The organism is Pseudomonas agarici, from assembly GCF_900109755.1.
GTDB lineage: Bacteria > Pseudomonadota > Gammaproteobacteria > Pseudomonadales > Pseudomonadaceae > Aquipseudomonas > Aquipseudomonas agarici.
Map to the genome: position 1 here is coordinate 174,112 of NZ_FOAR01000002.1, position 26,758 is coordinate 200,869.

24 protein-coding genes and 4 tRNA genes are annotated in these 26,758 nt (G+C 57.5%); 20 read left to right on the forward strand and 8 right to left on the reverse strand.

The features are described 5' to 3' along the window. The first annotated feature begins 205 nt into the window (after positions 1–205). The 10 genes from BMX68_RS02460 (at position 206) to BMX68_RS02505 (ending at position 7,261) form a co-directional block, all read left to right on the forward strand. Positions 206–1,450 (forward strand): winged helix-turn-helix domain-containing protein, encoded by a 1,245-nt coding sequence (locus BMX68_RS02460; protein WP_026013442.1) that lies wholly within the window; start codon positions 206–208, stop codon positions 1,448–1,450. Next, positions 1,447–1,887, forward strand: a complete 441-nt coding sequence (locus BMX68_RS02465) for a transglycosylase SLT domain-containing protein (protein ID WP_026013441.1) — start codon at positions 1,447–1,449, stop codon at positions 1,885–1,887. Before BMX68_RS02460 ends, BMX68_RS02465 begins: the two co-directional genes overlap by 4 nt. Before the next feature lie 119 nt (positions 1,888–2,006). Beyond that, positions 2,007–3,164, forward strand: a complete 1,158-nt coding sequence (locus BMX68_RS02470; protein ID WP_017134216.1) for a PrgH/EprH family type III secretion apparatus protein — start codon at positions 2,007–2,009, stop codon at positions 3,162–3,164. Between the two features lie 3 nt (positions 3,165–3,167). Further along, a complete protein-coding gene (gene sctF, locus BMX68_RS02475) occupies positions 3,168–3,428 on the forward strand; it encodes a type III secretion system needle filament subunit SctF (RefSeq protein WP_017134215.1) in 261 nt (86 codons plus the stop codon). 54 nt (positions 3,429–3,482) lie between these two features. Continuing rightward, the gene (gene sctI / locus BMX68_RS02480) at positions 3,483–3,791 is read left to right on the forward strand and encodes a type III secretion system inner rod subunit SctI (RefSeq protein ID WP_017134214.1); all 309 of its coding nucleotides are present in this window, start codon (positions 3,483–3,485) and stop codon (positions 3,789–3,791) included. Then, positions 3,788–4,501: an EscJ/YscJ/HrcJ family type III secretion inner membrane ring protein gene (locus BMX68_RS02485; protein WP_060783848.1), complete on the forward strand. Its 714-nt coding sequence runs from the start codon at positions 3,788–3,790 to the stop codon at positions 4,499–4,501. Before sctI ends, BMX68_RS02485 begins: the two co-directional genes overlap by 4 nt. Further along, complete coding sequence (locus BMX68_RS02490) at positions 4,498–5,058, forward strand: OrgA/MxiK family T3SS sorting platform protein (RefSeq protein ID WP_017134212.1); 561 nt, start codon at positions 4,498–4,500, stop codon at positions 5,056–5,058. The genes BMX68_RS02485 and BMX68_RS02490 overlap by 4 nt, the downstream gene beginning before the upstream one ends. Then, positions 5,033–5,746: a hypothetical protein gene (locus BMX68_RS02495; protein WP_017134211.1), complete on the forward strand. Its 714-nt coding sequence runs from the start codon at positions 5,033–5,035 to the stop codon at positions 5,744–5,746. The genes BMX68_RS02490 and BMX68_RS02495 overlap by 26 nt, the downstream gene beginning before the upstream one ends. After that, complete coding sequence (locus tag BMX68_RS02500) at positions 5,736–6,167, forward strand: hypothetical protein (RefSeq protein ID WP_017134210.1); 432 nt, start codon at positions 5,736–5,738, stop codon at positions 6,165–6,167. The genes BMX68_RS02495 and BMX68_RS02500 overlap by 11 nt, the downstream gene beginning before the upstream one ends. Positions 6,168–6,238: 71 nt before the next feature. Continuing rightward, positions 6,239–7,261, forward strand: coding sequence for a quinone-dependent dihydroorotate dehydrogenase (locus BMX68_RS02505; RefSeq protein ID WP_017134209.1), 1,023 nt, complete (start codon positions 6,239–6,241; stop codon positions 7,259–7,261). 129 nt (positions 7,262–7,390) lie between these two features. Here the strand turns inward: BMX68_RS02505 and rmf are convergent, their stop codons facing one another. Beyond that, positions 7,391–7,606, reverse strand: a complete 216-nt coding sequence (gene rmf, locus BMX68_RS02510) for a ribosome modulation factor (RefSeq protein ID WP_074861824.1) — start codon at positions 7,604–7,606, stop codon at positions 7,391–7,393. 707 nt (positions 7,607–8,313) lie between these two features. Between rmf and rlmKL the strand changes: the two genes are divergently transcribed. Then, entirely contained in the window at positions 8,314–10,581 is a 2,268-nt protein-coding gene (rlmKL, locus tag BMX68_RS02515) for a bifunctional 23S rRNA (guanine(2069)-N(7))-methyltransferase RlmK/23S rRNA (guanine(2445)-N(2))-methyltransferase RlmL (RefSeq protein ID WP_017134208.1), read from the forward strand. Positions 10,582–10,715: 134 nt separating this feature from the next. Further along, positions 10,716–12,665 carry a sensor domain-containing diguanylate cyclase gene (locus BMX68_RS02520; protein WP_017134207.1) on the forward strand — a complete coding sequence of 650 codons (1,950 nt, stop codon included), beginning with the start codon at positions 10,716–10,718 and terminating at the stop codon, positions 12,663–12,665. 42 nt (positions 12,666–12,707) lie between these two features. On the opposite strand, the gene dacB is transcribed toward BMX68_RS02520, so the two are convergent. Then, positions 12,708–14,162, reverse strand: coding sequence for a D-alanyl-D-alanine carboxypeptidase/D-alanyl-D-alanine endopeptidase (dacB, locus tag BMX68_RS02525; RefSeq protein WP_017134206.1), 1,455 nt, complete (start codon positions 14,160–14,162; stop codon positions 12,708–12,710). Between the two features lie 232 nt (positions 14,163–14,394). Here dacB and BMX68_RS02530 point away from each other — a divergent pair, with 232 nt between their 5' ends. Then, complete coding sequence (locus BMX68_RS02530; protein WP_017134205.1) at positions 14,395–14,739, forward strand: YggL family protein; 345 nt, start codon at positions 14,395–14,397, stop codon at positions 14,737–14,739. 92 nt (positions 14,740–14,831) lie between these two features. Here the strand turns inward: BMX68_RS02530 and BMX68_RS02535 are convergent, their stop codons facing one another. After that, a complete protein-coding gene (locus BMX68_RS02535) occupies positions 14,832–15,590 on the reverse strand; it encodes a hypothetical protein (protein ID WP_017134204.1) in 759 nt (252 codons plus the stop codon). A gap of 360 nt (positions 15,591–15,950) precedes the next feature. Here BMX68_RS02535 and BMX68_RS02540 point away from each other — a divergent pair. The 4 genes from BMX68_RS02540 to BMX68_RS02555 all read left to right on the forward strand — a co-directional run bounded on the left by BMX68_RS02540 (position 15,951) and on the right by BMX68_RS02555 (position 16,361). Then, a tRNA-Glu gene (locus BMX68_RS02540) sits at positions 15,951–16,026 on the forward strand. Positions 16,027–16,028: 2 nt separating this feature from the next. Continuing rightward, positions 16,029–16,104: transfer RNA gene (locus BMX68_RS02545), tRNA-Gly, on the forward strand. 102 nt (positions 16,105–16,206) lie between these two features. Then, a tRNA-Glu gene (locus tag BMX68_RS02550) sits at positions 16,207–16,282 on the forward strand. A gap of 3 nt (positions 16,283–16,285) precedes the next feature. Continuing rightward, positions 16,286–16,361, forward strand: a tRNA-Gly gene (locus BMX68_RS02555). Positions 16,362–16,784: 423 nt separating this feature from the next. Here the strand turns inward: BMX68_RS02555 and BMX68_RS02560 are convergent. Continuing rightward, complete coding sequence (locus tag BMX68_RS02560) at positions 16,785–17,801, reverse strand: hypothetical protein (protein WP_060783840.1); 1,017 nt, start codon at positions 17,799–17,801, stop codon at positions 16,785–16,787. 590 nt (positions 17,802–18,391) lie between these two features. Here BMX68_RS02560 and BMX68_RS25280 point away from each other — a divergent pair. Further along, entirely contained in the window at positions 18,392–18,721 is a 330-nt protein-coding gene (locus BMX68_RS25280; RefSeq protein WP_143063223.1) for a hypothetical protein, read from the forward strand. 54 nt (positions 18,722–18,775) lie between these two features. Then, positions 18,776–19,663: a scabin-related ADP-ribosyltransferase gene (locus BMX68_RS02565; RefSeq protein WP_081503074.1), complete on the forward strand. Its 888-nt coding sequence runs from the start codon at positions 18,776–18,778 to the stop codon at positions 19,661–19,663. A 190-nt stretch (positions 19,664–19,853) separates the two neighbouring features. Here BMX68_RS02565 and BMX68_RS02570 read toward each other — a convergent pair whose 3' ends face one another. Together BMX68_RS02570 and BMX68_RS02575 are read right to left on the reverse strand one after the other, a co-directional pair. Continuing rightward, positions 19,854–20,612: an aspartyl/asparaginyl beta-hydroxylase domain-containing protein gene (locus BMX68_RS02570; protein WP_017134200.1), complete on the reverse strand. Its 759-nt coding sequence runs from the start codon at positions 20,610–20,612 to the stop codon at positions 19,854–19,856. Between the two features lie 480 nt (positions 20,613–21,092). After that, entirely contained in the window at positions 21,093–21,509 is a 417-nt protein-coding gene (locus BMX68_RS02575; RefSeq protein WP_017134199.1) for a cupin domain-containing protein, read from the reverse strand. Between the two features lie 882 nt (positions 21,510–22,391). Between BMX68_RS02575 and BMX68_RS02580 the strand changes: the two genes are divergently transcribed. Further along, positions 22,392–23,303, forward strand: coding sequence for an NAD-dependent epimerase/dehydratase family protein (locus BMX68_RS02580; protein WP_026013438.1), 912 nt, complete (start codon positions 22,392–22,394; stop codon positions 23,301–23,303). A gap of 170 nt (positions 23,304–23,473) precedes the next feature. Here BMX68_RS02580 and BMX68_RS02585 read toward each other — a convergent pair whose 3' ends face one another. Continuing rightward, complete coding sequence (locus tag BMX68_RS02585; protein ID WP_017134196.1) at positions 23,474–23,881, reverse strand: PA2817 family protein; 408 nt, start codon at positions 23,879–23,881, stop codon at positions 23,474–23,476. A 63-nt stretch (positions 23,882–23,944) separates the two neighbouring features. Continuing rightward, on the reverse strand, positions 23,945–26,392 hold the full coding sequence (locus tag BMX68_RS02590; RefSeq protein WP_060783839.1) for an acyl-CoA dehydrogenase: 2,448 nt from the start codon (positions 26,390–26,392) through the stop codon (positions 23,945–23,947). Positions 26,393–26,758: the final 366 nt, after the last annotated feature.

Below are 26,758 nucleotides of genomic sequence, written 5' to 3' on the forward strand. Positions count from 1 at the left end.
TTTCCGTTGTTGTATAACTCTCATCGCCTGGGTGTTTTATATTCCGTTGAGTGTGTAGTTTTTTTCTTGTTTTATAAGAGAAATGTCCTACGGACTGCGGGAGACCAAGTTTCTATAGTCGCTGCCGTTCCTCGTTGATAGGCCCGGGTTGTCCGAGGCCTGTTTTGAATGTCAGTACATCTCTGTAGAGGTCTCAAGCTGATTTATGGACCGTGCCACTGATAACGTCCTGAAACAATCATTCGCATTTGGCGAGTGGATATTGCAAAGCGATGGAACGCTGTTGCGAAACGGAAAAGGAGTTCATCTGCCCCCCAAGGAGTTGCAGGTTTTGCGGTTGCTGCTGGGGTCGGCCGGCAAGCTGGTCACTAAAGACTCGCTGCTCGATTGTGTGTGGCCCGGTTGGGATGCGGCCGAGGAGTCGTTGACTCGCTGCATCTATACCTTGCGCAAATTATTGGGGGAAGGGCGAGGCTACATCGCCACGGTCTATGGCAAGGGTTATCGCTTTGTCGGAGCGGTGGCGCCCCTGGCATCTTCACCGGTTGAATGTCCAACGGCTTCCTCGTTGGCGGTATTGCCGTTTCGCCACGCGGACGATGTGGCGGCGCTGGATTTGCAGGATGCGACGATTCGGCAGTTGAAGTCCGCATTCGACGGTACTCTCAAAATCTTGCCGGCGGGGCTCATGGTGCCAGGCCCCGGCCCGAGCGATATCCGACAATTGATGGAGCGACTGGCGCCGGATTACTACCTGAGTGGGCGTTTTTATGCTCGAGGTGATCGGATGGAGCTGTCGGTCGAGCTGATTCGCGGCAGCGATCACTATCTGGTACGTGGGCCTGTGGCCATCAAGGGCGCGCTCGAAGAGGTGCTGCGGTCGATGGTGTCGATGGTGGCGCAACACCTCCCCGATGTGCGCCCTTCCGTCAGCGGTTGCTCGTCCTATCCCTTGGCGTTGGCCTTCCTCAAGGGCATATACGGCTTGCAACGGCATACTGCGCAAAGCGTGCAGGAGGCCATGCTGTATTTTCGCCAGTGCCTGCACATGGATGCGAGCTACGTTCCGCCCTGGTGCGGCCTGGCCGATGCCCACCTGGCGCTGTCGATGTTGGGGCGGGCTGATCGCGAGTCCGCCATCGAACAAGCCCGCGAGGCCATTGCTCAGGCCTTGGTGCTGGAGCCGGGCAATACCGATGCGCTGGCGCGGTTGGCCTTGATCACCAGCTTGCAAGGGTGTGGCGATGCGGCCCAGGTGTTGTTCCAGCGCTGCTTACTGGCCTCTGATCGGGCTGACGTCCATTACCTGTATGCCTGGCACCACTGGTGTGGCGGGCGCGATGAGCGAGCGCTGGAGAGCCTTGAATCATCGCTGCGCCGTGATCCGTCTTTCATCGCGGCACAACGGATGCGTGTGCGGATCGCCGAGGAACAGCGTAACCGGGCATGAGCAGGCGATACCGCGGGGGAGCCTGGTTGATGCTGGTATTGAGCGGGCCGCTGCAGGCCTTTTGCTGGGACTCCGCCGGACGGCGGCATGGCATCGAGCCGCAATTGTTGTACGCCATTGCTCATGTGGAAAGCGGCCTGCGTGCGCAGGCCGTGGGCCGCAACAAGGATGGCAGTCGGGATATCGGCCTGATGCAGATCAACAGCTTTCACCTGCCACGATTGTCGGCACAAGGGATCACCGAGCAGCAGTTGCTGGAGGATCCCTGTCTCAGCGTGCACGTCGGTGCCGCGATCCTGGCGCAGTTCATTGAACGCCATGGCTACGGCTGGACCGCCGTGGGCGCCTATAACGCCGGCAGTGGCGAGGAGCGTCAGGCTGCTCGCGAGCGTTATGCGCGCAGGGTCTGGCGCTTCTATCGGGTGCTGGTGCCGTGAGTGGAGCAAGCCCGAGGATTCTGATTGAAATCTTCCGGTAGGACGCTGGCGGCGATCAGGATCGTCCTTGCAGGCCTCGCTAGTATCGCCGGACGCTTTACCGATCGAAGAGGGTGACGATGCCGGACAACCCCTTTTTACCCTGTGTCCTGAGAATTGGTAGCGGTCTGTTGCAGGGGTGTGAGTTCACCCTACGCAGCAGCCGGACACTGTTCATCGTCGGGACTCCCGATAGGTTGGGAGATGATGGACTGGTTGCTGCCATACCGCAGGATGCGATCTTCGTTCCGCTGGAACGGGGCCATTGCAACTTTGAGGTATTGCTTGGCCAGGAGTACGCGACTCTGCGGATCCTGGGCGATGAGGTCGAGGAGCGCGAAGTTGCCTTCCAGCGTTGCGAACAGATCGCCGGGTTGCACATTACCCTTCGTCCCGAGCACGAACCCTGGGCGCCAGAACTGTTCACAAGCACGGCGACTGTCGAACCGATGGCGGCGGGGCGCACCGTTCGACCGCTGCTCAGGAAGGTGATTGTCACGGCGGTGGTGTGCGTATTGCTGGCGGCGTGTGCAGCCGTATGGTCGGTGCCAATGAAATCGTCCCGACCCGATGTATTGAGTCTGACCGCCGGCACTCATGGGGCAACCCGGGTTGTTCAGGGGCGGGATGATCGGGTCTACGTTTTCGTGACATCGGAGCGCGATGCGGGTTGGAGCCGCCAGGTGCTCGTGCGTCATGGCATCCCGAGCCAGGTGCTGGCTGTTACGGACGAACGCCGGCGTTTGGAGTCGCGGTTGCTCGAGCAGGTGCCGGCGCTGAGGGTCCAGCGTATCGATTTGTCGCAGCCCGCAAGCCCGCGGGTGTTTTACAGCCTGCGGCGCGGCGCGCCAGATGCCGGACTGGAACAGCAGGTCTCGCAGCTCTTGCACGAAGAGGCGGCTTACGTGCGCCAAGTCAGCTTCGAGCCCCAGGATGACGATCTGCTGGTTGCCTTGGCCGAGCAAGGCTTGCAACGCCTGGCACTGGCGTTCGAACGGGTCGGGCAGGGGGACGCGACGGTCTTCAATATCGCCGGGGATCTTCAGGACGCGCAGCGGCAAATGACGCGTGACTTTGTCGATGACTTCTATCGGCGCTGGGGAGACCGCCAGGTGCGCTTCAACATCGATCTCAGGGATGACCTGTTCAAGGGCCGGTCATTCCAATCGGGACCGCAGGGTTACATCAAGACGAGCAGTTCGTCCTGGCATTTTTCAACAATCCGTCAAACGAGGTGATTTATGGTAGATGTCACAAGACCGGTCGAGTTCGCCGACGATTTTCTGGGGCAGCAGGCCGAGGCTTTCGAAGCCGGGGCCAAAGACCTGAAGGATAAACTTGATGCGGCGCTGAAAGCGCTTGAAGGGAATGCCTCGGATCCATCGCTGTTGGCCAAGTATCAGTCGGCCTTTTCCTCCTATACCGTGTTCCGCAATGCGCAGACCAACACCATCAAGGGCTTCAAGGATATCGACATGTCGATCATCCAGTCGGCGCGCTGAGTTCCCGATCATCATTGGGTCGGCGATGACCGCCGGCCACGGCGAGTAGTGGCCATGTCTTATCAACATAATCCTGTCGGCCTGCTCGAACAGGTAGCGCTGGTCGAGTTGCGCAGCCCGCAGGAAAGCACGCCGGTGTCGCTGGAAGCGCGCCTGCTCGATGCCTTTGCCAGTTCCGCCGTGGACTCGGCACGGCGGGTTGGCGGCGTCCGCCAGTTACTGGATAGCCCGGATATCACTCACCCCGAGAAGCTGGCGGTGTTGCAGGAACAGATGGGCCAATACAACGTCGACATCAATCTGCTTAATACCCTGGTGCGCAAGGCCGTGGGGGCGGCAGAAACCCTGCTGCGCTCGTCATGAAACCCTGCGTGTGGCTTATCCTCCTGTGTCTGGCGCTGGCGGGGTGTCGGCAACCGGCGCTGCTCGACGGGCTTGATCAGCAACAGGCCAACGAGGTGGTGTCGGTGTTGCAGCGCAACAATATCGGCGCGGCAAAGCAGGATAACGGCAAGGTCGGCTACAGCGTCAAGGTGGCCCAAGTGGATTTCCCGGCGGCGGTGGACTTGTTGAATCTCTATGCGCTGCCGTCGAAACCTCGTGTGGAAGTGGCCCAATTGTTTCCCTCCGACTCCCTGGTCGCCTCCCCGCGCGCGGAAAAGGCCCGACTCTATTCGGCGCTGGAGCAGCGTCTGGAACAAACCTTGAGTGTGCTCGAAGGCGTCGTCTCGGCACGGGTGCATGTCAGCTATGACGTGGACGCCGGGGAGGGCGGGCGCAAGGCGTCTTCCGTGCATCTGTCAGCGGTGGCCGTGCATGAGCGCGATGTCGAGCCGGGGCTGTTGATCAACGATATCAAACGGTTCTTGAAGAACAGTTTCTCAGCGGTCGAATACGAAAATATTTCGGTGATCCTCACCCGGCGCTCTTCCACCCAGCATGCGGCGCCGCTGCCGGTCGAGCCGGCTGCCACTGCCTTCTGGATGCCTGCTTTGGTCCTGATGTTGCTCGTGGGGTTGCTGGCTGGCGTCGGTGGCTTCTATCACTTGCGGGCGTCGGGTGGGCGTGCATGAACGCCTTGGACGAACGCCTGCGACAGATTCTCTGGCAGCCGCTGGATTACTTGCATAGCCGGCGCCTGAGTCTGCCGGCGGGATTTAACGACGGGCCGGGTCGGCAGGTGCTCAATCGCATCTTGCTGGAGGGGCTGACGCTGCCGACGTCGTGTCCGGCGCTTTCCCCACTCGCGACAGTGTGGGTGCATGAGTGGTGGCGCCTGCCGCATATCGCCCGGTTGATCGGTGCTCAGCGCTTGTGGCCGGAGCTGGCGCGAGGCGCTCGCATGGGGTTGCTGTCCGCCAGTGTGCGGGACTTTGCACGGTGTGCCATCGCGCCTCGATTGATCCTGGAGCTGCTGTCTGACAGTCCGGTGTTGCAACAGGTGGACAGCGTCGGGCTGGCGCAGTTGCTAGCGTTCGAGCGGGCGCTGCCCACGGCGTTGCGCGAACGGCTGCCGTTGCAGTTCTGCGAGGCGGTGGTCGATGGACAGGCATGGTTGCCTGTATCGGTGCCCGATCCGGTGCTGTTTTTTCTGGCGGTACAGCATGCTCGACGCCATCCGCACGATTGACGAACTGGCGGAGGTGGGCGCGGATACCGTGCATATCACCCGCCAGGAACTGGCGACCGCCCGTCGCTGTCGTGCCTTGGAGCGCCAGGCACAACAGCGTGCCCGGCAGTTGATCGACCAGGCCCAGGCTCAGGCCGAGGCGATCCAGGCTACCGCGTTTGCCGAAGGCTATTGCGAAGGCGTGATTCAGGCTTGCGTCGACCTGGCCCAGGGCTTGTGCGAATCCCAACGCCTGGCCAGCCAGTTGCACGAGCAAATGGCCGAGGCGGTCCGGCAACTGCTCAAGCATCTGTTGGATGATTCACGGTGGTTCGACGAGATGCTCGACCATTGGTTGGCAGAGCAGCCCGACACCGCGCGGATGACCTTGCAAATCCTTTTGCCCGCCAACTGTCGCGGTCGGGTCGGCGCCCTGCGCGAGCATCTGGGGCGCCTGGGCGTGGCCTCGGTCAAGTTCGAATTCGAAGACCAGGAGCGTTATGTCGTCCGGTTGGCCGACCAGTTGTTCGAATTTGACCTGGAGTCGGCCCGCGAACAATTGGCCCCGCGCGTGCTGAGTCAACTGGTCGGTTTGCCCGAAGGGGTACGCGAGCTTGACCAACAGGCACGGCAAGCGCTGGTGCAACTGGTGAGTCGATTTGTCGATGCCGACGAAGATCCGTCACAAGGAGTCGACGATGCACATTGAAAGACCCACGGCCGTTCTCTCTACCTCTGCTCCGGAGAGTTTCTCGGCGCATCCCCTGGAGCAACGCCTGAATCAGCCCGTCCGCGCCGCACCGTTGGCCGATCCAGGGTTCGAAGCCTTTTATCGGCAGTTGCTGGCGCTGTCCGGGACTGGCGAAAAAGAGCTTCTGCATTTTATCGCCAACTATCGTAGCAGTGACCAGGGACCGCTGGACTATCGCACTGTCGGCGAGCAGATGACGGTCGTTGGCCAGGCCTTGTCACGTCTCAAGGAGGAAGGCTTGGAAGGCTCCGGACAGCACAAGGAGCTGCGTGGAGTCATGGGCCGGTTGTTTGGCACCAGTTTGTTCATCAACCAATACCTGCAGGATATTTTCAATCCCGAATTGGATGAGGACAGTCGGGAAAAGGCCGGTTGGTAAACTCGCTTGTCAGGTGGCTGGCCGGCTATAATCGCCCGTTCAATTCGCCGCCACCCGAGTCAAGCCCGCCCATGTATAACCTGGCCCGCCAGTTGTTGTTCAAACTTTCCCCGGAAACCTCCCACGATTTGTCCCTGGACCTGATCGGCGCGGGCGGTCGCCTGGGGCTCAACGGCCTCCTGTGCAAGGCGCCGGCGTCGAGTCCGGTGACCGTCATGGGGCTGGATTTTCCCAACCCGGTAGGTCTGGCCGCGGGGCTGGACAAAAATGGTGCGGCCATCGACGGTTTGGCCCAGTTGGGCTTTGGTTTTGTCGAGATCGGCACGGTGACGCCACGACCGCAGCCGGGGAATCCAAAACCGCGGATCTTCCGCCTGCCCGAGGCCGAAGCGATCATCAACCGCATGGGGTTCAACAACCTGGGGGTGGATAACCTGATTTCCCGGGTTCGCGCCGCCCGCTACGGCGGTATCCTGGGGATCAATATCGGCAAGAACTTCGATACCCCGGTGGAGCGTGCCGTGGACGATTACCTGATCTGCCTGGACAAAGTCTACGCCCACGCCAGCTATGTCACGGTCAACGTCAGTTCGCCGAACACACCGGGTCTGCGCAGTCTGCAATTCGGCGATTCGCTCAAGCAGTTGCTCGAGTCCCTGAGCCAGCGCCAGACTCAACTGGCCGGGCAGCATGGCAAGCGTGTGCCCCTGGCGATCAAGATCGCTCCGGACATGAGCGACGAAGAAACCGTGCTGGTGGCCCAGGCACTGGTGGAGTCGGGGATGGATGCGGTGATCGCTACCAATACCACCCTCAGCCGTGTCGGTGTCGAAGGCTTGGTTCATGGCGAGGAGGCCGGTGGCCTGTCCGGTGCGCCGGTGCGCGAGCAGAGCACCCACACGGTCAAGGTGCTGGCGGCCGAGCTGGCCGGACGTTTGCCGATCATCGCCGTCGGTGGGATCACCGAAGGCGGACATGCGGCCGAGAAAGTCGCCGCCGGAGCGAGCCTGGTGCAGTTGTATTCGGGCTTTATCTACAAGGGGCCGGCACTGATTCGCCAGTCGGTGGATGCCATCGCCGCTTTGCGCCGCTGAGTTCTGGGTATTAAAAAGGGCTCCTCTAGGGAGCCCCTGGGCCGAAGCCCGCCGCCCGGATGGGGCGTGCGTGGTTAAGTCGTTGCTTTCAACAGAGTGCTCGGATTGTCGTGTCGGAATGTGCCCTGATTAGCCGACAGCGTGAAGTTCGTTGAGTCTGTGGATTCCCGCAGTGCCGGTCATACCGTCCCAATTGTCGCCACGTCCTTCTCGCCAGCCGTTGATCCAGGCTTGGCGTACCGACGGTAGAGTAAAGGGGCAAAGCTCACGGGACTTGCCATGAACGCCGTATCGATATCCGCGTAAAAATGCTCTTTCCAACGGATCACGCTTAAGTCTTCTCATAGGGTGTTGCCCTCGCTGGTTGACTGTTATAGGTCCCGTCGACCTCTCGTCGAGGCCGGGCAGAATGCATCTGCATGGTGCTCGCTGCCGGCGTGGCGAGCTCCGCATCGGATGAAACTGTCCGCGCGTCGATCATGCTGCGTTAAAAACAGGTTCACAAGGCTCCTTTTAGCGTAGCGGGCTGAAGTCGGACGCGACCCTCGTCGCTCCTCACCTGTTTTTGCCTTGCCTGATCGCCGCTCGACGAGTTTCATCAAAAGCGGGAGATGTTGACGTCCTTGCGACGCCAACTGTGTTGAGTTCTAACCAATGTGCGATGGCGTGTGAATGATCGTTTTGTCATAAGAACGTAACGATATGTGGGGTAAGGCCATAAGATAGGCTGACCGTTTGCTCGGTTATCTGGAGAAAATCCAGCTATTATCAGCCCTTGCATGAAGGATGGGTTTCACTCTCTGCAAAAAATACTGACCCTCGTACTCAGGTATTATTCGACGAAGGGTCATGATGTGACTTTTTGTTACGAAAAGAATGAACTATCCCGGTGTCTCCATTCTTTTGTCCCCATAATTTATGGGCAAAAGCATATGCCGGATGGAACGGCACAATGGTGTGCCACACGAGCACTCTTCAAGAAACGTGCTCGATCAAAACCGAGCGGGTGATGCGTCGCCCGTTCATTGACTGCTCAAGGCCCTGGAATTCCCATGTCGGATCATTACGAACTCTTCCTCACTTGTCCCAAAGGCCTCGAAGGCCTGCTTCTGGAGGAAGCCGTCGGGCTTGGTCTTGAGGAGGCGCGCGAGCACACCTCGGCCATTCGCGGCTTGGCCGACATGGAGACGGCCTATCGGTTATGTCTCTGGTCGCGCCTGGCCAACCGGGTTTTGCTGGTGCTTAAGCGTTTCCCGATGAAGGACGCCGAGGACCTCTACCAGGGCGTATTGGATATCGACTGGCAGGATCATATGCTTGCCGACGGCACCCTGGCCGTGGAGTTCAGCGGCCATGGCTCGGGCATCGACAACACCCACTTCGGTGCCTTGAAGGTCAAGGACGCCATCGTCGACAAGTTGCGCACCCCGGCGGGTGAGCGTCCGTCTATCGACAAGATCAGCCCGGACCTGCGCATTCACCTGCGTCTGGACCGTGGCGAGGCGATTCTTTCCCTCGACTTGTCCGGCCACAGCCTGCACCAGCGCGGCTACCGCCTGCAGCAAGGCGCGGCGCCGCTGAAGGAAAACCTCGCGGCGGCGATCCTGATCCGTTCCGGCTGGCCGCGTATCGCCGCCGAAGGAGGGGCCTTGGCCGACCCGATGTGCGGGGTGGGCACCTTTCTGGTGGAGGCTGCGATGATTGCCGCCGATATCGCGCCCAACCTCAATCGCATCCGCTGGGGCTTCGATGCGTGGCTTGGCCACGTGCCGGCCTTGTGGAAAAAACTTCATGAAGAAGCCACGGCCCGCGCCGAAGCCGGCCTGGCCCGCCCACCGCTGTGGATTCGCGGTTATGAAGCCGATCCACGTCTGATCCAGCCGGGTCGCAACAACGTTGAGCGTGCCGGCCTGAGCGATTGGATCAAGATCTATCAGGGTGAGGTTGGGACCTTCGAACCGCGCCCGGACCAGAACCAGAAAGGCCTGGTGATCTGCAACCCGCCTTATGGCGAGCGCCTGGGAGACGAGGCGAGCCTGCTCTACCTCTACCAGAACCTCGGCGAGCGCCTACGTCAGGCCTGCTTGAACTGGGAGGCGGCGGTGTTCACTGGCGCCCCGGATCTGGGTAAGCGCATGGGTATTCGCAGCCACAAGCAATACTCGTTCTGGAACGGCGCACTGGCGTGCAAGCTGCTGCTGATCAAGGTGGTCCCCGACCAGTTCGTCACCGGTGAGCGGCGTACCCCGCAACAGCGCCAAGTCGAGCGGGCCCACGCCGAAGAGCAGGCACAGATCACCGTCGAAGCGCCGAAGCTCAACAAGAACGGCAACCCGATCAAGCCTGCGCCGCCAGCGGCACCGGTGATCGAGCAGGCACGCCTGAGCGAAGGCGGGCGGATGTTCGCCAACCGCCTGCAGAAAAACCTCAAGCAATTGGGTAAATGGGCCAAGCGCGAAGGTGTGGATTGCTATCGGGTCTATGACGCCGACATGCCGGAATACTCTCTGGCCATTGATCTCTACCACGATTGGGTACACGTCCAGGAATACGCCGCGCCCAAGTCCATCGACCCGCAAAAGGCTCAGACCCGCCTGTTCGATGCGCTGGCTGCGATTCCCCAGGCACTCAATGTCGACAAGAGTCGGGTGATCATCAAGCGCCGCGAGCGCCAAAGCGGGACCAAGCAATATGAGCGCCAGAGTGCCGAGGGCAAATTCACCGAGGTGAGCGAAGGCGGGGTGAAGCTGTTGGTCAACCTCACCGACTACCTCGATACCGGGCTGTTCCTCGACCACCGGCCGATGCGCCTGCGAATCCAGAAAGAGGCTGCCGGCAAGCGTTTCCTCAATCTGTTCTGCTACACCGCTACCGCCAGCGTGCATGCGGCCAAGGGCGGGGCTCGGACGACCACCAGTGTCGACCTGTCGAGGACCTATCTCGACTGGGCGCGGCGCAACCTGTCACTGAATGGTTTCTCCGACAAGAACCGCCTGGAGCAGAGTGATGTGATGACTTGGTTGGAAGGCAATCGCGACGAATTCGACCTGATCTTCATCGACCCGCCGACGTTCTCCAACTCCAAACGCATGGAAGGCGTGTTCGACGTCCAGCGTGACCATGTGCAACTGCTCGACTTGGCCATGGCGCGCCTGGCGCCCGCTGGCGTGCTGTATTTTTCCAATAATTTCAGCAAGTTCCAACTGGCAGACAACCTGGTGGCGCGTTACGCCGTCGAGGAAATCAGCCGCCAGACCCTGGACCCGGACTTTGCCCGCAACAGCAAGATTCATCGTGCCTGGAAGATCACCGCACGCTAAGTCATGACCGAGCCCCGCCTCTGGATTTTTATAGACGGCGGGGCTTTTGGGGCTGGCTAATCTACTGGCGAATAGCTATAACTCAGTCAAAGCCAATGTGATGTAAAACACGTCGGCGTGATGAGTTGTCGCCTATGTCGTCGCATCCCGTACACCCCAAGATTCTTGGCTTTATCAGTGAAGATGCTTCTGCCTGGCTGGTAGCGGTATTGGCTTTGTTGGTGGGCGGGTTGCTCACGCTGTTGTTGTCCGTGGCCACACGCGAGCTTTATCAGCGTCAGTTGCAGCTACGTTTCGAATTGTTGGCCAACGAACGCTTCAGCCTTATCGAGGAGCGCTTCGAGGACCAGGTGCAGCGGCTGGACGGTCTGCGGCGGTTCTTTGTCAATTCCGATTCAGTCACGCGCCAGGAATTCGAGGGCTACACCAAGCCGCTGCTGTTGCGGACCCAGGCTTATTCCTGGGCGCCATGGGTCAAGGGCCGCGATCGGGAGTCGTTCGAACGGCTTGCCCGGGCCCAGGGCCTGAGCGGCTTTTCCATTCGGGAACTCAATGCCGAAGGTCGCCTGCAATTGGCGGCGGTGCGTGACGAGTATGTACCGGTACTGTACAGCGAGACGCAGAGTGCCCAGGGTTCGCCGCTGGGCTATGACTTGCTGGAGCAACCCTTGCGCCGCATCACACTGGAACGTGCTCGCGATTCGGGCACCATGGCTGCCTCGCAACCGCTGAATCTGGTTGGAGTTGAGCAAGCCTACGCCCGAGGCTTGCTGTTGGTGGCGCCGATCACTGTGCTCGCGCGCGTCGAGCAACCCAGGCCGGAGCTCGAAGGATACGTGATGGCGGTGATCAGTATGCGTCAACTGGTCGCCGAGGGCCTGCCGGAGCAGAAGCACGACAACCTGTCGGTGCGCATTCTCGATCTGTCGACCAAAGGCGAGCATGAGCTGCTGTATCAATCGCCCAATCTACCGGTTGCCAGTCCATTGAGTGCCACTCGCCTGCTGCGTCTGGCCGACCGCGAATACCAGGTGGATATCCGCCCTTGCGAGGCTTTCATTCAAGTCAATCATTCATCGGAGGCCAGCCTGGCGGTGCTCGGTGCAATGCTGAGCGTGCTCCTCAGTGTTTTATTGTACAACCTTGTCAGTCAGCGCCAGCGCGCCCTTGAGTTGGTCGAGCAGCGGACCTCGCAGTTACAGGTGCGCGACCGTTTGCTGGAAAAGCTCGGCGCGAACGTTCCCGGTGGCATCTATCAGTACAAACTCAACCTCGACGGTAATGCGCACTTTGTCTATGCCAGCGCGGGCACGGGGGGAATCCTGGAAGTCGATACCCAACGTTTGCTGGAGAATGCCGAGCCGGCGTTCGAGCGTGTTCACCCGGACGACCTGGAGCCGTTGCGGGCCTCGATCCGGGTTTCGGCCGAGCGACTCAGCCCCTGGCGCGAAGAGTTTCGCGTGGTATTGCCGATGCGCGGCTTGCGCTGGTTGCGCGGCGAGGCCACCCCTGAGCGGCTGCCCACGGGCGAGGTGCTCTGGCACGGTTATCTTTCGGATATTACCGACCTCAAGCGGGTCGAGGAGGAGTTGCGAGCCCTGTCGGTCACCGATTCGCTGACCGGTATCTACAACCGGCGTTATTTCCAGGAGCGGCTCAAGGCTGAGCTGGCACGGGCCCAGCGCGGGCCAGGTGGCCTGGCGGTGATCATGCTTGACATCGATCACTTCAAGCGCATCAACGATCAGTACGGTCATGCCGAAGGGGATCGGGTACTCAAGGAGTTGTGTGGGCGGATCAGCCATCGTTTGCGTCGCACCGACGTCTTTTGTCGCCTGGGTGGCGAGGAATTCATGGTGTTGTGCCCCAACACCGACGCCGAACAGGCCCGCAAGTTGGCATTGGAGTTATGGCAAGGGTTGCGCAATGTGCCATTCGAGGGCGTGGGGTGGGTCACGGCCAGTTTCGGGATTGCCGGCTGGCGCATGGGGGAAGGGGCGGATGCGCTATTACTGCGGGCGGATTCGGGAGTGTATGCGGCCAAGCAGGATGGCCGTGACCGAGTGATGGCGGAACTCGATTGAGGCGGGCTTGCTTTCACGCAAGCCCGCCTGCCGGGCGATGGGTTACTCGCCCGAGTCGGTCGCTCTCGGCTGACGATACAGATCCAGCAACACCTGATCGAGCACCGACGAGGCGCCCCATGGTTTCGGATCGTTGAGGATTGCCACGACGGCCCAGGTCGTGCCGTTGCTGTCGCGGCTGAAGCCGGCGATCGCCCGCACGGTGTTCAAAGTGCCGGTCTTGATATGCGCTTCGCCCGACATGGCGGTACGTTTCAGGCGCTTGCGCATGGTGCCGTCCATGCCGGTGATTGGCATTGAACTGATGAACTCCGCAGCGTAGGGGCTTTTCCAGGCTGCCTGCAACAGGGTCGCCATTTCCCGGGCACTGACTCGTTCGGCGCGCGACAGACCGGACCCGTTTTCCATCACCAGGTGCGGGGCGGTGATGCCTTTCTGCGCCAACCACTGGCGCACGACCCGTTGCGCGGCTTTGGCATCGTCGCCATCGGCGTCATTGCGAAACTTTGCCCCCAAGCTGAGGAACAGTTGCTGGGCCATGGTGTTGTTACTGTACTTGTTGATGTCGCGGATGACTTCCGTCAGGTCCGGTGAAAATGCGCGAGCCAGCAGCTTGGCACCCTTGGGCACCGTGTCCTGGCGGTCCTTGCCGTGAATGCTGCCGCCCAGTTCCTGCCAGATGGCGCGCACTGTGCCGGCGGCGTAAGTCGGGTGGTCGAGCAATGACAGATAGGTCTGGGAGCTGCAACCATCGGCCAATTGCCCGCTGACGGTGATCAGGGTCGAGCCGTCGGCCTGGGGCGTCGGGTTGTAGCGCACATCGCCTGTGCATTGCTTGGCACTGAGCACCTTGACCTGATTGTCGATGCGGATGCTGGCAATCGGTGGCTCGACCGATACCGTGACCTTGCCTGAATCATTGCGGGCGACAAAACGCAGGGCCTTGAGATTGACCAGCAACGCATCGGGCTTGACCAGGAACGGCCTGTTCTCGTCGTTGCCGTCATCGTTGAACTCCGGCAACTGCGCAGGGATGAAGAAGCTGCGGTCCAGTACCAGGTCGCCGGTCACCTGGGTTACACCATTGGCTCGCAGGTCACGCATCAGCAACCAGAGCTTTTCCATATTCAGTTTGGAGTCGCCACCGCCCTTGAGGTACAGATTACCCTGCAAGGTGCCGTTATTCAGCGTGCCGTCGGTATAGAACTCGGTTTTCCATTGGTGATTCGGCCCGAGCATTTCCAGGGCGGCGTAGGTAGTGATCAGCTTCATGGTCGAGGCCGGATTCACCGACACATCGGCATTGAATATCGTCGGGGTGCCCGGACCGTCGAGTGGCAACATGACTAGCGACAGGGCATTGTTCTGCAGCTTGCTGGCCTTGATTGCTTGTTGGACCTTGGGAGAGAGCGTGGTGTTGGCCGGGGTGGCGGAGACGGGCAGTGCCAGGGGAAGCAGCAGGCTGGCGAATACGAAAGGGCGCAAAGATTTGATCATATAAAATAAGACCCTACAGCCGAGGGGAAAAATACGAGGGCATAGCGACAAAAATCCCTCAATGGTCATGAAAGTGTCGGTATTATGCCCCAAATCAGCGTTATTGGCGTCTTACAGGTGGGGCGACGCCTCAATTTTTTGCGCTCGATCGGCCGGCCAGGCCCAGAGACTCGGGTAATTGCAGCCTTAAGCTGCTAGAGTGCTGCCCGTTATTACTTTTGAGGATTGTTTCATGGCGACTAACCGTTCCCGGCGTCTGCGCAAAAAACTGTGCGTTGAGGAATTTCAGGAGCTGGGTTTCGAGCTGAACCTGGATTTCAAAGAAGACCTGAGTGAAGAGGCCATCGACACTTTCCTCGAGGCTTTCCTGAAAGAAGCAATGGAAGCCAACGGTCTTGGTTATGTTGGCGGCGATGACTACGGCCTGGTTTGCCTGATCAAGCGTGGCTCGGTTTGCGAAGAACAACGCACAGCCGTCGAAGCCTGGCTCAAGGCTCGTAGCGAACTGACCTCTGCTGAAGTCAGTCCGCTGCTAGACGTCTGGTACCCCGAAAAACCGATCAATCCGGTAGCCTGACCTCGTTCGGGCCAGGCGCCGTATAAGCGGGTTTCCCGAGGCACAAAAAAACGGATACGCTATGGCGTGTCCGTTTTTTTGCCTGCTGGAAATCAGTCGTAGATCGCCTTCTTTTTCCAGTCGGCGTCAGCTTCCACGCCCTTGAGGCCCTGGCTCAATTCATTGACGTCATCTTCGGTCGGCTGAGTGGTGGCCAAGACCATGGCGTTGGCACGCGCCAGGAGTTTTTCCAAGAACAGCAGTTGCTCGGTATAGACCGCGGGCTCCGGTTGCTTGCGCAGGTACTGCACGCCGCGTTCGAACGCCAGGCGCGCTTGCCCCGGCTGGTTCTGTTGCAAGGCCCGCTGGCCGAGGTTGTTGAAGAACTCGATATGCAGCAAGACCAGGATATGCCGCACTTCGCGAACCCAGTGTTTGGCTTCGGAGGGTTGCAGGAAACGATCCTGGGCCGCGCGAGTGATCTGGCCGTGCAGGGCTTCGAGCAAGAAACGCACGTCCTTGGCCTTGGCTTCGGTCTGGATCGGGCTGGGCGGGTTGTTGACCGGAATCGATTCGCCCTGGTTGACCAGGGTGTCAAGTTCGGCGATGCGCGACTTGAGCACCGCATCGGTCTTGCTTATGTTCAGCAGGCGTTGGTTGGCGTTGAGTTCCAGGCGCGTCAACAGCAGCTTGAGCGCGGGGGTCATGTACTGGCCGGGAAAGGTCTCGGTGATCTCGGCGCAACGGCGCAGACGATCATTGAGTTCCACCTTGAGGCGAGCCCTTTCCAGCTTATTGTTCTCGGCCATATGGTTGAGGAACCCAATGGCGATCAAGAGAAAGATCCCAGCTGCGACCAGCAGGGCGATCATGAGTGGTGTCACCGTTAAGACCTCTTCAAGGGGAATACGAGCGAGTGTAGTGGCTTGGCGTTATCGCTGATAGCGTTGATCGACGTGTAGCACGGCGTCAGAGCGCTTCTGCATAGATAAGTAGATGCACATTGCCACTATTTGTATGGGGGACTATAGCGCCTTGTTGGGCGCCAGAATATAGGCGCCAATCGTCGGACGCGAGGGAAGCTCGGAAAGGACCGCAAAGCAGAGCGAAGTCATTGATTTAAATAAATTTATAGTTGGGGGTTGACGATTCTTCGATCCATCCATAGAATGCGCGCCACTTGCAGCGTAAAGCACACAGCGACACGCGGCAGGGAGTGAATGTTGTAGTGTGTCCCCTTCGTCTAGTGGCCTAGGACACCGCCCTTTCACGGCGGTAACAGGGGTTCGAGTCCCCTAGGGGACGCCAATGCGGGAATAGCTCAGTTGGTAGAGCACGACCTTGCCAAGGTCGGGGTCGCGAGTTCGAGTCTCGTTTCCCGCTCCAATTTTAAACGGTCTTGCTTTGGGCGAGTCTGGGTGAGACCAGGGCCACCTCTTCGGATGAGGCTCTGGAGACCGAAACACACACCATGTGTACCGGGTAGTTGTCCCCTTCGTCTAGTGGCCTAGGACACCGCCCTTTCACGGCGGTAACAGGGGTTCGAGTCCCCTAGGGGACGCCATTTGCGGGAATAGCTCAGTTGGTAGAGCACGACCTTGCCAAGGTCGGGGTCGCGAGTTCGAGTCTCGTTTCCCGCTCCAAATATTGCATCACAGAGTTCTGTTGAATTCTGTGCGCGCTTGAAATCAGGACCTTCGGGTCCTTTTTTCGTTTCAGAGGCAGTCACTGAAGCTCGATACTATCGCCTGTTTTTGAGTTGCGGTTTAACTCCTGGATGGGGGTGTTGAATTTGGACGAACTGCGCGCATGTATTCAGGCTTGTTGTGAGCGCTGTGGCGACAGCGCTCGACTCTTGATGAATAGCGGCTCTGACTGTCCTGAAAAAACTCGGCCTCGAAAACTGATCTCATTGTCAGGCCTCGACCGAGCCATTTACTATTGCCAGTCATAGCAGAGTTGGGCTTCCTTCTATAATGCTTAGTGTATTGAGTTGTAAGCGATTTGAGTTAATAGATGTTTGCATCCTGCTCTTGTAAAGAGATTAAGCCTCCCTTCTTGAAACTTTATGAAAGCTGCATGGCGAAAGGGGCGCAATTGGCGCCTAAAAGAAGCTGTGACGAATCGCTTTTCGTTACGTTATGGATGTTTTTTAGTCTGAATTCAGTTGTGCTAAACTGAATTATAGCCTCTTTTATTTGCTGAGTATCGTGGTCTATATAAAATACGGAAATTTCCGAGAGAGACTCTCTATAGACAACAGAGGGCGACGTGCTGATCCTAATCCTAAGCTCAGGATAGCTAGTGCTGGGTTGGATCTCTTCATGTCCCAAAATGCTACCGTTAATGTCGGTTTTGATACACTTAAGCTCCCGTGTAAACTCCCCTGTAGTCTTATTTACTCCCTGGTAAAACACTACGTAGAAGCGTTGATTCTGTATCCGCCATTCAATAGCGCTTGGACTGTAAGCGATTGCTCGATTGTAGCATAGAGCTTCACCTATGGCTAAGCCGCTAGAGTGAATTTTTATACTGGCCAATTCTGAAGTTCCATCTTCCAGCCTATTAGCAAAAAATAGTCGATTGCCATACTCTCTGTTATCTTCGTATGATCTCGGTAGACTTGGGTAGTCATTCATTTTTTTGACCACGGAGTGTGTATTCCCAACTTGTCTGAAGGTGTTGTTATTGCCCTCGAAAACCGACAAAAATAATTCATTTTTATCTTTATGAAATACAAGAAAATTAAGTTTATTGAGGGGGTCGACTTGATAGGCTACAACAGTTTCGGTGGAGGTAATGCCTAGGTAAGTAACAGGGGAATCTTTTTTAAGAATATTTCTAAGATAAATTTTGCTGTCACGATCTCTGGATATGATGTAAGGCTCTTGGTCGAGTATAAATCCTGTCGGTGTACAATGGTTCGGTGTTTCTTCAGGGAGTTTTATTGGGTCTTTAAAATAATTGATATCGCTCCATTTGTTGTCCTTGATCCTAAGCGTAAAGGCCGGTGCGGAAAATGGAAAGGCTACTCCGATAATTACGCGAAAACCAAAAATCACACATGTATTTCTTTCTGTCATGATATTAGCCTCATTGGTTGTATATTGACTTGTCTGATTTGAGAGCTGGCATATTTTTTGAACTATAGCTAAGCATTTCTCGATGGCATGAGCTTAGACGGTGAATGTAATAAAAAAACAACTAAAATTATTAGTTTGCGGGCTGACGTGTGACCTTTATTTTTACCCAGAACTCCACATTGATCACAATCGAAAACTTCGACATGACTGATTGATTGCACCTGAGTGGACGGAGGCAGGCCTTTAGGGCGAGGGCAGATCATTGCCATTTTCATCGCAACCAATGTTCCCAGCGGGAGCCCTGATCTATCTTGAGCTTGATTCTAGCGATGGCTCTATCGGTTAGCGCCTTAATTGGTGGAGTAAACGTGGTCTTAGACTCCAGCCGGTCCGGTGTCTGTCAGCGGCGAAAAACTACAAAAATTCATAGGCATGTACTTAATATTACATCCAATAATGACGTGCATGCCCTAAAGGCTCCTCAGCTGACAGATCAACCTGATCGATGGTTCGAGCTTGGAAAACCAAGTGCCTGGTCGACTTAAATATAATATAGAGTACCGAGAACATGAGCCTCGTTAATTTTTTTCGTGAGACAGTTTCTAGTGCTGTTGTGCGGCAATGCTTATGGGGACGGATGCCCTCCTGAAAAAAAGGGAAAAGTGGGCGCAATACACTTCAATGAAACTACTACTGGTAGTCAAAGTGCTGCCGATATTAGAGTCCAGTTTACGCTGGTGAAATCTCCGGAGTACTGGCTTGTTCTTTCTCAAAAATATGGCCTTGATACACCATACGGGCGATCAATGTTTGCCATGCTGCTCACCGCCTATGCAACTGGCCTGGATGTTAATGTGTACCATTGTCGTGACAATGGGCTGGTAGACTATCTTATCCTCGAAAACCAAATTACCAATTGACTCTGTCACTCGCATTGGGGGGCTTTGCAATCAAAGCTAATGTGAGGGGAGTCCATGAGTAACCTCATTCAATCAGAACGGCTTGGTTCCGGTTCGCGACTCTTTTATTTGGTGCGTTTAGTGCTGAGCGTATTTGCGCGGGTAGCTAGTTACATAGGAGTGCTCTTATTTTGTTCCTTGGTTTTAGCCACCCCAAGTGAAGTTTATCGTGTGGATGAACGAGATCCGGACGAGATTTTTCGCGATGGTTTCCTCTCATGGGGAAAGAATGACTATCTGCTTGACCATGTCTTGGGGGCAAGCCTTCTACAGCGTGGAGATCGAGGATCTTTTTTTGTTGCTACCACCGACAATTTCGAAACTGCCAAATTCATTGCGCAACGTCGATATCATTTTCAGCCCAACCTACGAAATCGTTCTTTGTACATTTATACCATCCGGGCTGATCAACATTTCTACGAAGTAGATCGTTATATGGAGAGCATGGAAAGCAACCCACCAAAAGAAGAGAATCAACGGAGTATCGCTGAAGCGAGGCGTGCCTACGCATACCAAAGAGAATGGGTTGCCGCAGGCGGGGTGCCTGCGAAGCAAATTAGTGAGGCCCGTGAAGTGATGTACGCGAATGAAGAAGTGGTCCTTGGTAGTGAGTCGACAAACGCGGGTTATGAGCAAGGGCAGACCTTTGCCAGCGAAGGTATATATCCGCAGCATGGCATCCAGGCCTATCATCGGATAAGGCAGGCTTATGCGCTCAACTCAACGGTGGAATTTTTCCAGGGATTAGGAATTGGAATTGCGTTTTGCCCTCCGCCGCCTTATGCCCAGAGCGTGCAGAAAATCACGGACCTCGACGGGTGTATGAATCCGACGGTGGTTGATCTCGGCACCTACCCGATTGGTCTAGGTGGTGTATATAAGCTCCTTCTAGATGAAGATTGAAAGCTGGGCTACTACGTTTGTTCCTTTGACAGCTCTGCCTAAACAACCGGCAGAGGCGTCTGCCATCAACGAGCGGAGGGTATTGACGCTATTGGGTTCGCCGCCGAGCGCATGGACATGTGTTCTGGCACAGAGAAAGCGCTCGCTTGCCGATCCCATCACACCTGGAAGGGCTTTCGGCCTGTTACTATCACTTGAGCAAACCCTGTTCCCATGCACGATGATTCCTGCGAGCATCCTGGATAAAAGGGGACCACTGAATCAACTTGAGTACCATTTTGTTGAGTAGCCTGCCGCGCCAGTCCAGTGGGCGCTGTACGTCGAGAAACAACACCACACGGACTCCGCTCGTGTCATTCCAAACCTGGTGGCGGAAGGTGTCGTCGAAGATCAAGCAGCGACCTATCTCCCAGTGCCGTATCTCCTCGCCGACCTGAATACGACAATTCTCTTCGGGCGTAGGGATAATCAGGCCAAGATGCGCTCTTAACAGCCCGTTATATGGACCACGATGAGGCGGTATGTGTTTGCCCGGGCTCAAGATAGAAAAGAACGCGGTGAACATACCGGGAATTGATTCGATTAGTTGAGTCGTTTCCGGGCACCTGCGGCAGTTGCCGTCCATCTTGTAACCATAACCATAAAGGAAGAATGTTTTCCATTGGTCATCTTGCGTCAAGCTGACCTGATCCTTGGATATGTCCTGAAAATTCGGAATGTTGTCGCGTTCTTTAAGAATCGTGTGTAGCTCTGCTGCAATCGTCGACCATTTTGATTCCAGCATCTGCGCCCAATCGAATATTGCTGGATCAAAAAACGGCGTAGCCCCCACCATGGAGTGTCGACTGATGAATTTTTCCAGTCGCTTGATCACCCACAAACCCACGGCAACGCTCGGGCGATGTTTTCGTTTTTTCTTACGGGTAAGGTCTGAAGGACGAATGTCCATGTTTATTATCCCCCATTACGCAAATGTGCAAGCAGCGTTGTTTAGCGAAGATGGCAACGCCACGGTAATCGTCATGGCATAGGCCGGCGGAAAATAAGCGGATAACGGTGTAGGGTGAGCTGGTTTCAATGGATTCGTCCAGATGCCTCGCAAGCCGCCAGAGAGCATAGTCGATGGCGTATTCAAATGTAAAAAAGTGTCTTGAACAACCCCGGCATATTCAGTGTGCGCCCTTGCGTGCGCAAGGATTGGATCGGGAAGATCGCGAGGATGGCCCTGTCAACGGCTATCCCGGATTCCCAGTCGACTGGTAGTTGCCTTCAAGCAGATGAGGAGAGTGGCTTGGATGCCGGTAAGAGCGTAAAGGGACGTAAGCGAAGTTGCGATAGTCGATACAGTGGATTTGATTGGCCAGATACCGACAACGCACCACCTCGGGTCGGGGTGATGCGTTGACGTGTCCGATCTTATTTCAATCTCTTATTTGTCGTTGGTGGTCAGTTCCTTGTCGTCCGAATCGACGACAAACACAGCGAGCAGCTTAGCCGGCTCGGTCTTGCTCGCATTGCGGCTCACCGGATGCCTTGAGCCGGGCGCCTCATAGAAGCTCTCTCCGGCCTTGTACACATGTTCCGGTTCGTCGTTAACCTTGCTGGCTATGCTACCCGAAACGACGTATGCATAGATGAATGCCGACTTGGCGTGGGTATGAGGTTGCGAGGCTCCTCCCGGTGGATAAAGTACTTCCACGGCGATCAGAGATTTGCCCGGAATGTTCGGAATCGCTCTGGCGAAATTCGATTTGACCGAATCGCCGTCACCGTGAGCCGCGGCAGCTCCGGCGAAGGCCATACCCGTGGCTGCCACGAGGGAAAGAAGGATGCGATGAAGTTTCATGGTTAGCTCCTTGGAGGTTATAGGTTAAAATTATGACCGGCCATTGGATCATAAAAAAGAACTATAGTATGTGAGCTTTCGCTACGCCAGAAGTCATGAGGATGTTGAATCTGAAGCCTGACCGTGGATCCAAAGCTTCGCTCGCCGAGCAGATTCGGCTGGATATCAGCGGTGTGATTGACAATGGCATACTCGCTCCCTGAGTCAGGTTGCCGTGTGGACGGACCTGATGGCCTGTTTGACTGCTTCCGTTAGTCGACTTCGGCGTCACAAGCTCCTGGCCTGTGCAGTTGTTTCTCGCCATAGCGGGCTATGGACCTGTGGCATCCGAACTTGAGCTGACGAACTAACTCGTACAGGCCATTGAAGTTTCCGATCATACAGAGTCCACCAATGGAACATGCACGTTCCATCGAAACAGATATAAAGTTCACTGTATACCAGCACTTCTTGCTTGGTCCAGCGCTCTTTCAAAAAATGGCCTGCCAGCGTCGGGCTGTTTCCCGGGCACAGCGTTCGCCCGGCTGCGAACCCGTGTCGCATGTGACGAAATCGAAGCAACGGCACCCTCGTGGCCAGGGTATCGCTACATATCTACGCAACGATCAGGGCTGATCTTCGGTGTAACAACAGCGATCAGACAGCAAATTCCGAATGCCTGTGTATGCTTACAGACACTGGTACTAAAGTTCTCCCAGCTTAAGATTCCGAAGAGCCCTATAGGGTCAGTGGTCTACGGTTTTTTCCGTTTTTTGGCGCTTTTTTGAATGTACCAAAATCATTCATACTGCCGCTCAGTGATTCAAAACCTAGTGCTACTTTCTGCTGCGTTGAGTCATTGACGCAGTGCAGCCGGGAAGTGCCGCTCAATGGAGAAAACTCATGAAAATATTTGTCGCTGGCGCCACTGGTGCTGTTGGACTACCTCTTGTGCGCGCCCTTCGAGCACTGGGTCATGATGTAACAGGGATGACTCGCGTCGGTCCAGGTGCCGACCGGCTGCGTGAAATCGGCGCTCACGTGTCTTCCGCCGATGCCTTCGACCGTCAGGCGGTTCTGGACGCCATCAATGCCGCCAAGCCCGATGTGGTCATTGACCAACTCACCTGGCTTCCAGCCGACCCTGCTGACATCATCAAATCAATGCCCAACGATACGCGCCTGCATAAAGTCGGCGGCGCTAATTTGTTGGCTGCCTCCGAGGCGGCCGGTGTGCGCCGCTATATCGTGCAGTCGCGGGGGTTCTATCTGAATGCCGAACCGGGGAAGCTTGCTGACGAAAGCGCCGAGCTTCGCGGTGAGGCTCCCGGTGAGGTCGGCGCCAGTGCGCGGGTCTTTGCTGAATATGAGCACGCCGTCATGGGTTCCTCCGCGCTGGACGGCGTGGTACTGCGCTATGGCTTCTTCTATGGTCCCGGCACTTGGTATAGACCTGGCGGAGCGATTGCGGAGCAAGCGCTAAGGGGTGAAGCATCGATCATTGGCGACGGCAACGCAGTCTGGTCGTTCGTTCATATCGACGATGCAATCGCGGCGACGGTTGCGTCGCTGACCAGCGAGCCTGGCGTATACAACGTGGTCGATGACGACCCTCTTCCCGTCGCCCAATGGCTGCCCTCGTTCGCAGCCTGGGTCGGCGCTCCGAAGCCCACTCGGATCAGCGTCGAGGACGCTCGGAAAGTCGCCGGGGACGAAGCGGTCTACTATCACACCCGCCTGACTGGCGCGTCGAACAGCGCGGCGAAGGCGAAACTCGGTTTCGCTCCGCGACCACTGCTCTGGAAGGATGCCTGAACGTGGCATTCCCGTTAGATTGACCGCTTAGGCCAAGTCGTCTACACGGCATGCGATAAAAACGCCGCTCAGTGATGAGCGGCGTTTTTGTTTGTGCGTGACTGGCCGGTGGCCATTCGATTTCACATTGGCAGGCGCTGCTCGCGTGGACGGCGAAGGCAGCGGTTTGATCAGTGTTTGCTGTCCTGGTTGGACAGGGCCAGCAGCTGCTTTTCCTGGTTCCAATCGAACGGTTCATCGTTCTGTTCGGCTTCGTAGCGACGTTCTTCCAACGCTTGATACAGCGCCAGTTCTTCGTCCGGCATGTAGTGCAGGCAATCGCCACCAAAGAACCACAGCAAGTCGCGGGGGACCAGGTGGGCGATCTGTGGGTAACGCTGGATCACCTGGCACAGCATGTCCTGGCCCAGGTACTGGCTTTCGATCGGATCGATCGGCAGTTGCGCACGCAGCTCATCGAAACGCTCCAGGAACAGGGTATGGCTTTCTTCGGGGACCTGTTCGGCTTCGCCGACGGCAACCAGAATGCTGCGCAGGTGGTCGAGCAGGACCAGGTGATCGGCAACGACGTTGGACATGGCAAGGGGCCTCAAGAGTAAAACAGGCGCGCGAGTATAAGACGCCACACGCCTGTTGTCGTCTTAACGTACTTTTCCCGCGCTCTGGCTCAGCTCCTCCTTGCTGAAGTCATCCACGTCGATAACCTTGCGCCGTGCGGCTTCGGCTTTGCGCAGGGTCTGGGCCTCGGCTGCTTGCAGCACCCCGGCTTCCAGGGCCGCATCGATGGCCGACTCGCCTGCCGCCGGCTTGACCTGACCACCTTTGAGCCCGCTGTGCAGCTTTTTCTGCAGTTCATGGCTGGCGCTCAGCAGGTCGTAGGCATGCTGCAGCGCGCCGACCGGATCGTCTGCCGATTGTGGGCGGTAACAGCCGGCGAGCACCGCTTCCAGGGCCGGATCGCCCTTGGCCCGGCCCAGCACCGCGGCGACTTCGGCATCCAGGGCATCCGACGGCCCGGTATGTCGCCGGCCGAACGGGAATACGATAACCCGCAACAGACAGCCCACTAGCCGGTTGGGGAAGTTGCGCAGCAGCTCGTCCAGTGCTCGCTCGGAGTGGCCGAGGCTTTCTTCCATGGCCCAGGTGAACAACGGATCGAGGTACTCCGGCGAGTCCAGGTCGTGATAACGCTTGAGCGCCGCCGAAGCTAGGTACAGGTGGCTGAGCACATCCCCCAGGCGGGCGGACAGCCGCTCGCGGCGCTTCAGTTCGCCGCCGAGGAGCATCATACTCAGGTCCGCCAGCAAGGCGAAGGCCGCCGCCTGGCGATTCAGTGCGCGGAAATAGCCCTGGCTGAGGCGGTTGCCGGGGGCCGACTCGAAGTGGCCGAGCCCGAGGTTCAGGACCAGGGTGCTGGCGGCGTTGCTCGCGGCGAAGCCGATATGTTCGAGCAGCAAGCCATCGAACTCCAGCAGCGCCTGGTCACGGTCCTCGCGTCCGGCCAGGGCCATTTCCTTAAGCACGAACGGATGGCAGCGAATCGCGCCCTGGCCGAAAATCATCAGGTTGCGCGAAAGAATATTCGCGCCCTCCACGGTGATGAAGATTGGCGCGCCTTGCCAGCTACGGCCCAGGTAGTTGTTCGGGCCCATGATGATGGCCTTGCCGCCATGGACGTCCATGGCATGGCTGATGCATTCGCGGCCACGCTCGGTCAGGTGGTACTTGAGAATCGCCGACAGCACCGAGGGCTTTTCTCCCAGGTCTACCGCATTGGCGGTGAGCATCCGTGCGCTGTCCATCAGCCAGGCATTGCCGCCGATCCGCGCCAGGGCTTCCTGGATTCCCTCGAAGGCGCAGAGCGGCACATTGAACTGTTCACGGATCTGGGCGTACTGGCCAGTGACCAGGCTGGTGAACTTGGCCGCACCGGTACCGACAGCCGGCAGGGAAATCGAACGGCCCACCGACAGGCAATTCATCAACATCATCCAGCCTTTGCCAAGCATTTCCTGGCCGCCGATCAGGAATTCCAGGGGGATGAACACATCCTTGCCGGCGTTCGGGCCGTTCATGAAGGCAGCGCCCAGCGGTAGGTGACGACGACCGATCTCGACACCTGGGGTATCGGTGGGGATCAGTGCCAGGCTGATGCCCAGGTCTTCTTCTTCGCCCAGCAAGTGGTCCGGGTCATAGGCCTTAAACGCCAGGCCGAGCAGGGTCGCGACTGGACCGAGGGTGATGTAGCGTTTTTCCCAGTTCAGGCGCAGGCCGAGAACTTCCTGGCCTTGCCAGTCGCCCTTGCAGACCACCCCGGTGTCCGGCATCGAGCCGGCATCGGAGCCTGCCAGGGGGCCGGTCAAGGCAAAACACGGGATATCGTCGCCACGGGCCAGCCGAGGCAGGTAATGATTACGCTGTGCCTCGGTGCCGTAATGCAGCAGCAATTCTGCCGGACCGAGAGAGTTAGGGACCATGACAGTGGAGGCGAGGTCGCCGCTGCGGGTCGCCAGCTTCATCGCCACTTGAGAGTGGGCATAGGCGGAAAAGCCCTTGCCACCAAACTCCTTGGGAATGATCAAGGCAAAAAAGCCATGTTGCTTGATATGCTCCCAGGCGGCTGGCGGCAGGTCCATGGCCTGGCCGATCTGCCAGTCGCTGACCATGGCACAGAGCGCTTCGGTCGGGCCATCGATAAAGGCTTGTTCTTCCTCGGTCAGTTGGGCCTTGGGATAGGCCAGCAGTTTGTTCCAGTCCGGGCGACCGCTGAACAGCTCGCCATCCCACCAGACGGTGCCGGCATCAATGGCGTCGCGTTCGGTCTCGGACATCGGCGGCAGGGCTTTCTGGAACCAGGCGAACAGCGGGGCGCTGAAGAGTTTGCGGCGCAGGTCGGGCAGCAGCAATGGCAGCGCCAAGGCCGCGAGAATGAGCCACAGGACCAGCTTTAGCCAGCCGTGGCCATGCAGCAAAATATCCAGCGCGACGAGGTACACGGCCACCACGCCAAGTGCTGGAAGCGGGGCGATGCGCCGATGCGCCAGATAGGCGACACCGAGCACCAAAACCAGTATCCACAACAACAGCATATGCAATCCTCCGTGAAGACGAGACAAAAACATCCCAGAGCTTAGTTGGTATCTGGTAGACGGGCGCCAGAGCTGTGTGTCTAAATCTGTGGGAAAAATCGTTCAAGCAACTGTGCTCCCGGCGCGAGTGGCGCTTTGCCTGGTCGCAAGAACAACTCCCTGGGACCACGACCTGACCGAAGCGCAGACTCGAGCCTTCCCAGGCAGACTGTCGTCAGGCACGGGTGTCTGAGTCCAGGACGCTTCATCGATAGTGACCACCCGGCGCTGCTGGAGTTCGCCTGTTCACCCACGAGCAGATTTCCCGAGCGGTGACCTGCACAACGATTTGAGTCGAGGCTGATCGGGCGTAGACTGCCTCGACAT

Excerpts from the sequence above, each read along its gene's own strand:
- BMX68_RS02460 (WP_026013442.1), top strand. The coding sequence starts at position 206 with ATGGACCGTGCCACTGATAACGTCCTGAAACAATCATTCGCATTTGGC.
- BMX68_RS02465 (WP_026013441.1), top strand. The coding sequence starts at position 1,447 with ATGAGCAGGCGATACCGCGGGGGAGCCTGGTTGATGCTGGTATTGAGC.
- BMX68_RS02470 (WP_017134216.1), top strand. The coding sequence starts at position 2,007 with ATGCCGGACAACCCCTTTTTACCCTGTGTCCTGAGAATTGGTAGCGGT.
- sctF (WP_017134215.1), top strand. The coding sequence starts at position 3,168 with ATGGTAGATGTCACAAGACCGGTCGAGTTCGCCGACGATTTTCTGGGG.
- sctI (WP_017134214.1), top strand. The coding sequence starts at position 3,483 with ATGTCTTATCAACATAATCCTGTCGGCCTGCTCGAACAGGTAGCGCTG.
- BMX68_RS02485 (WP_060783848.1), top strand. The coding sequence starts at position 3,788 with ATGAAACCCTGCGTGTGGCTTATCCTCCTGTGTCTGGCGCTGGCGGGG.
- BMX68_RS02490 (WP_017134212.1), top strand. The coding sequence starts at position 4,498 with ATGAACGCCTTGGACGAACGCCTGCGACAGATTCTCTGGCAGCCGCTG.
- BMX68_RS02495 (WP_017134211.1), top strand. The coding sequence starts at position 5,033 with ATGCTCGACGCCATCCGCACGATTGACGAACTGGCGGAGGTGGGCGCG.
- BMX68_RS02500 (WP_017134210.1), top strand. The coding sequence starts at position 5,736 with ATGCACATTGAAAGACCCACGGCCGTTCTCTCTACCTCTGCTCCGGAG.
- BMX68_RS02505 (WP_017134209.1), top strand. The coding sequence starts at position 6,239 with ATGTATAACCTGGCCCGCCAGTTGTTGTTCAAACTTTCCCCGGAAACC.
- rmf (WP_074861824.1), bottom strand. The coding sequence starts at position 7,606 with ATGAGAAGACTTAAGCGTGATCCGTTGGAAAGAGCATTTTTACGCGGA.
- rlmKL (WP_017134208.1), top strand. The coding sequence starts at position 8,314 with ATGTCGGATCATTACGAACTCTTCCTCACTTGTCCCAAAGGCCTCGAA.
- BMX68_RS02520 (WP_017134207.1), top strand. The coding sequence starts at position 10,716 with ATGTCGTCGCATCCCGTACACCCCAAGATTCTTGGCTTTATCAGTGAA.
- dacB (WP_017134206.1), bottom strand. The coding sequence starts at position 14,162 with ATGATCAAATCTTTGCGCCCTTTCGTATTCGCCAGCCTGCTGCTTCCC.
- BMX68_RS02530 (WP_017134205.1), top strand. The coding sequence starts at position 14,395 with ATGGCGACTAACCGTTCCCGGCGTCTGCGCAAAAAACTGTGCGTTGAG.
- BMX68_RS02535 (WP_017134204.1), bottom strand. The coding sequence starts at position 15,590 with ATGATCGCCCTGCTGGTCGCAGCTGGGATCTTTCTCTTGATCGCCATT.
- BMX68_RS02560 (WP_060783840.1), bottom strand. The coding sequence starts at position 17,801 with ATGACAGAAAGAAATACATGTGTGATTTTTGGTTTTCGCGTAATTATC.
- BMX68_RS02565 (WP_081503074.1), top strand. The coding sequence starts at position 18,776 with ATGAGTAACCTCATTCAATCAGAACGGCTTGGTTCCGGTTCGCGACTC.
- BMX68_RS02570 (WP_017134200.1), bottom strand. The coding sequence starts at position 20,612 with ATGGACATTCGTCCTTCAGACCTTACCCGTAAGAAAAAACGAAAACAT.
- BMX68_RS02575 (WP_017134199.1), bottom strand. The coding sequence starts at position 21,509 with ATGAAACTTCATCGCATCCTTCTTTCCCTCGTGGCAGCCACGGGTATG.
- BMX68_RS02580 (WP_026013438.1), top strand. The coding sequence starts at position 22,392 with ATGAAAATATTTGTCGCTGGCGCCACTGGTGCTGTTGGACTACCTCTT.
- BMX68_RS02585 (WP_017134196.1), bottom strand. The coding sequence starts at position 23,881 with ATGTCCAACGTCGTTGCCGATCACCTGGTCCTGCTCGACCACCTGCGC.
- BMX68_RS02590 (WP_060783839.1), bottom strand. The coding sequence starts at position 26,392 with ATGCTGTTGTTGTGGATACTGGTTTTGGTGCTCGGTGTCGCCTATCTG.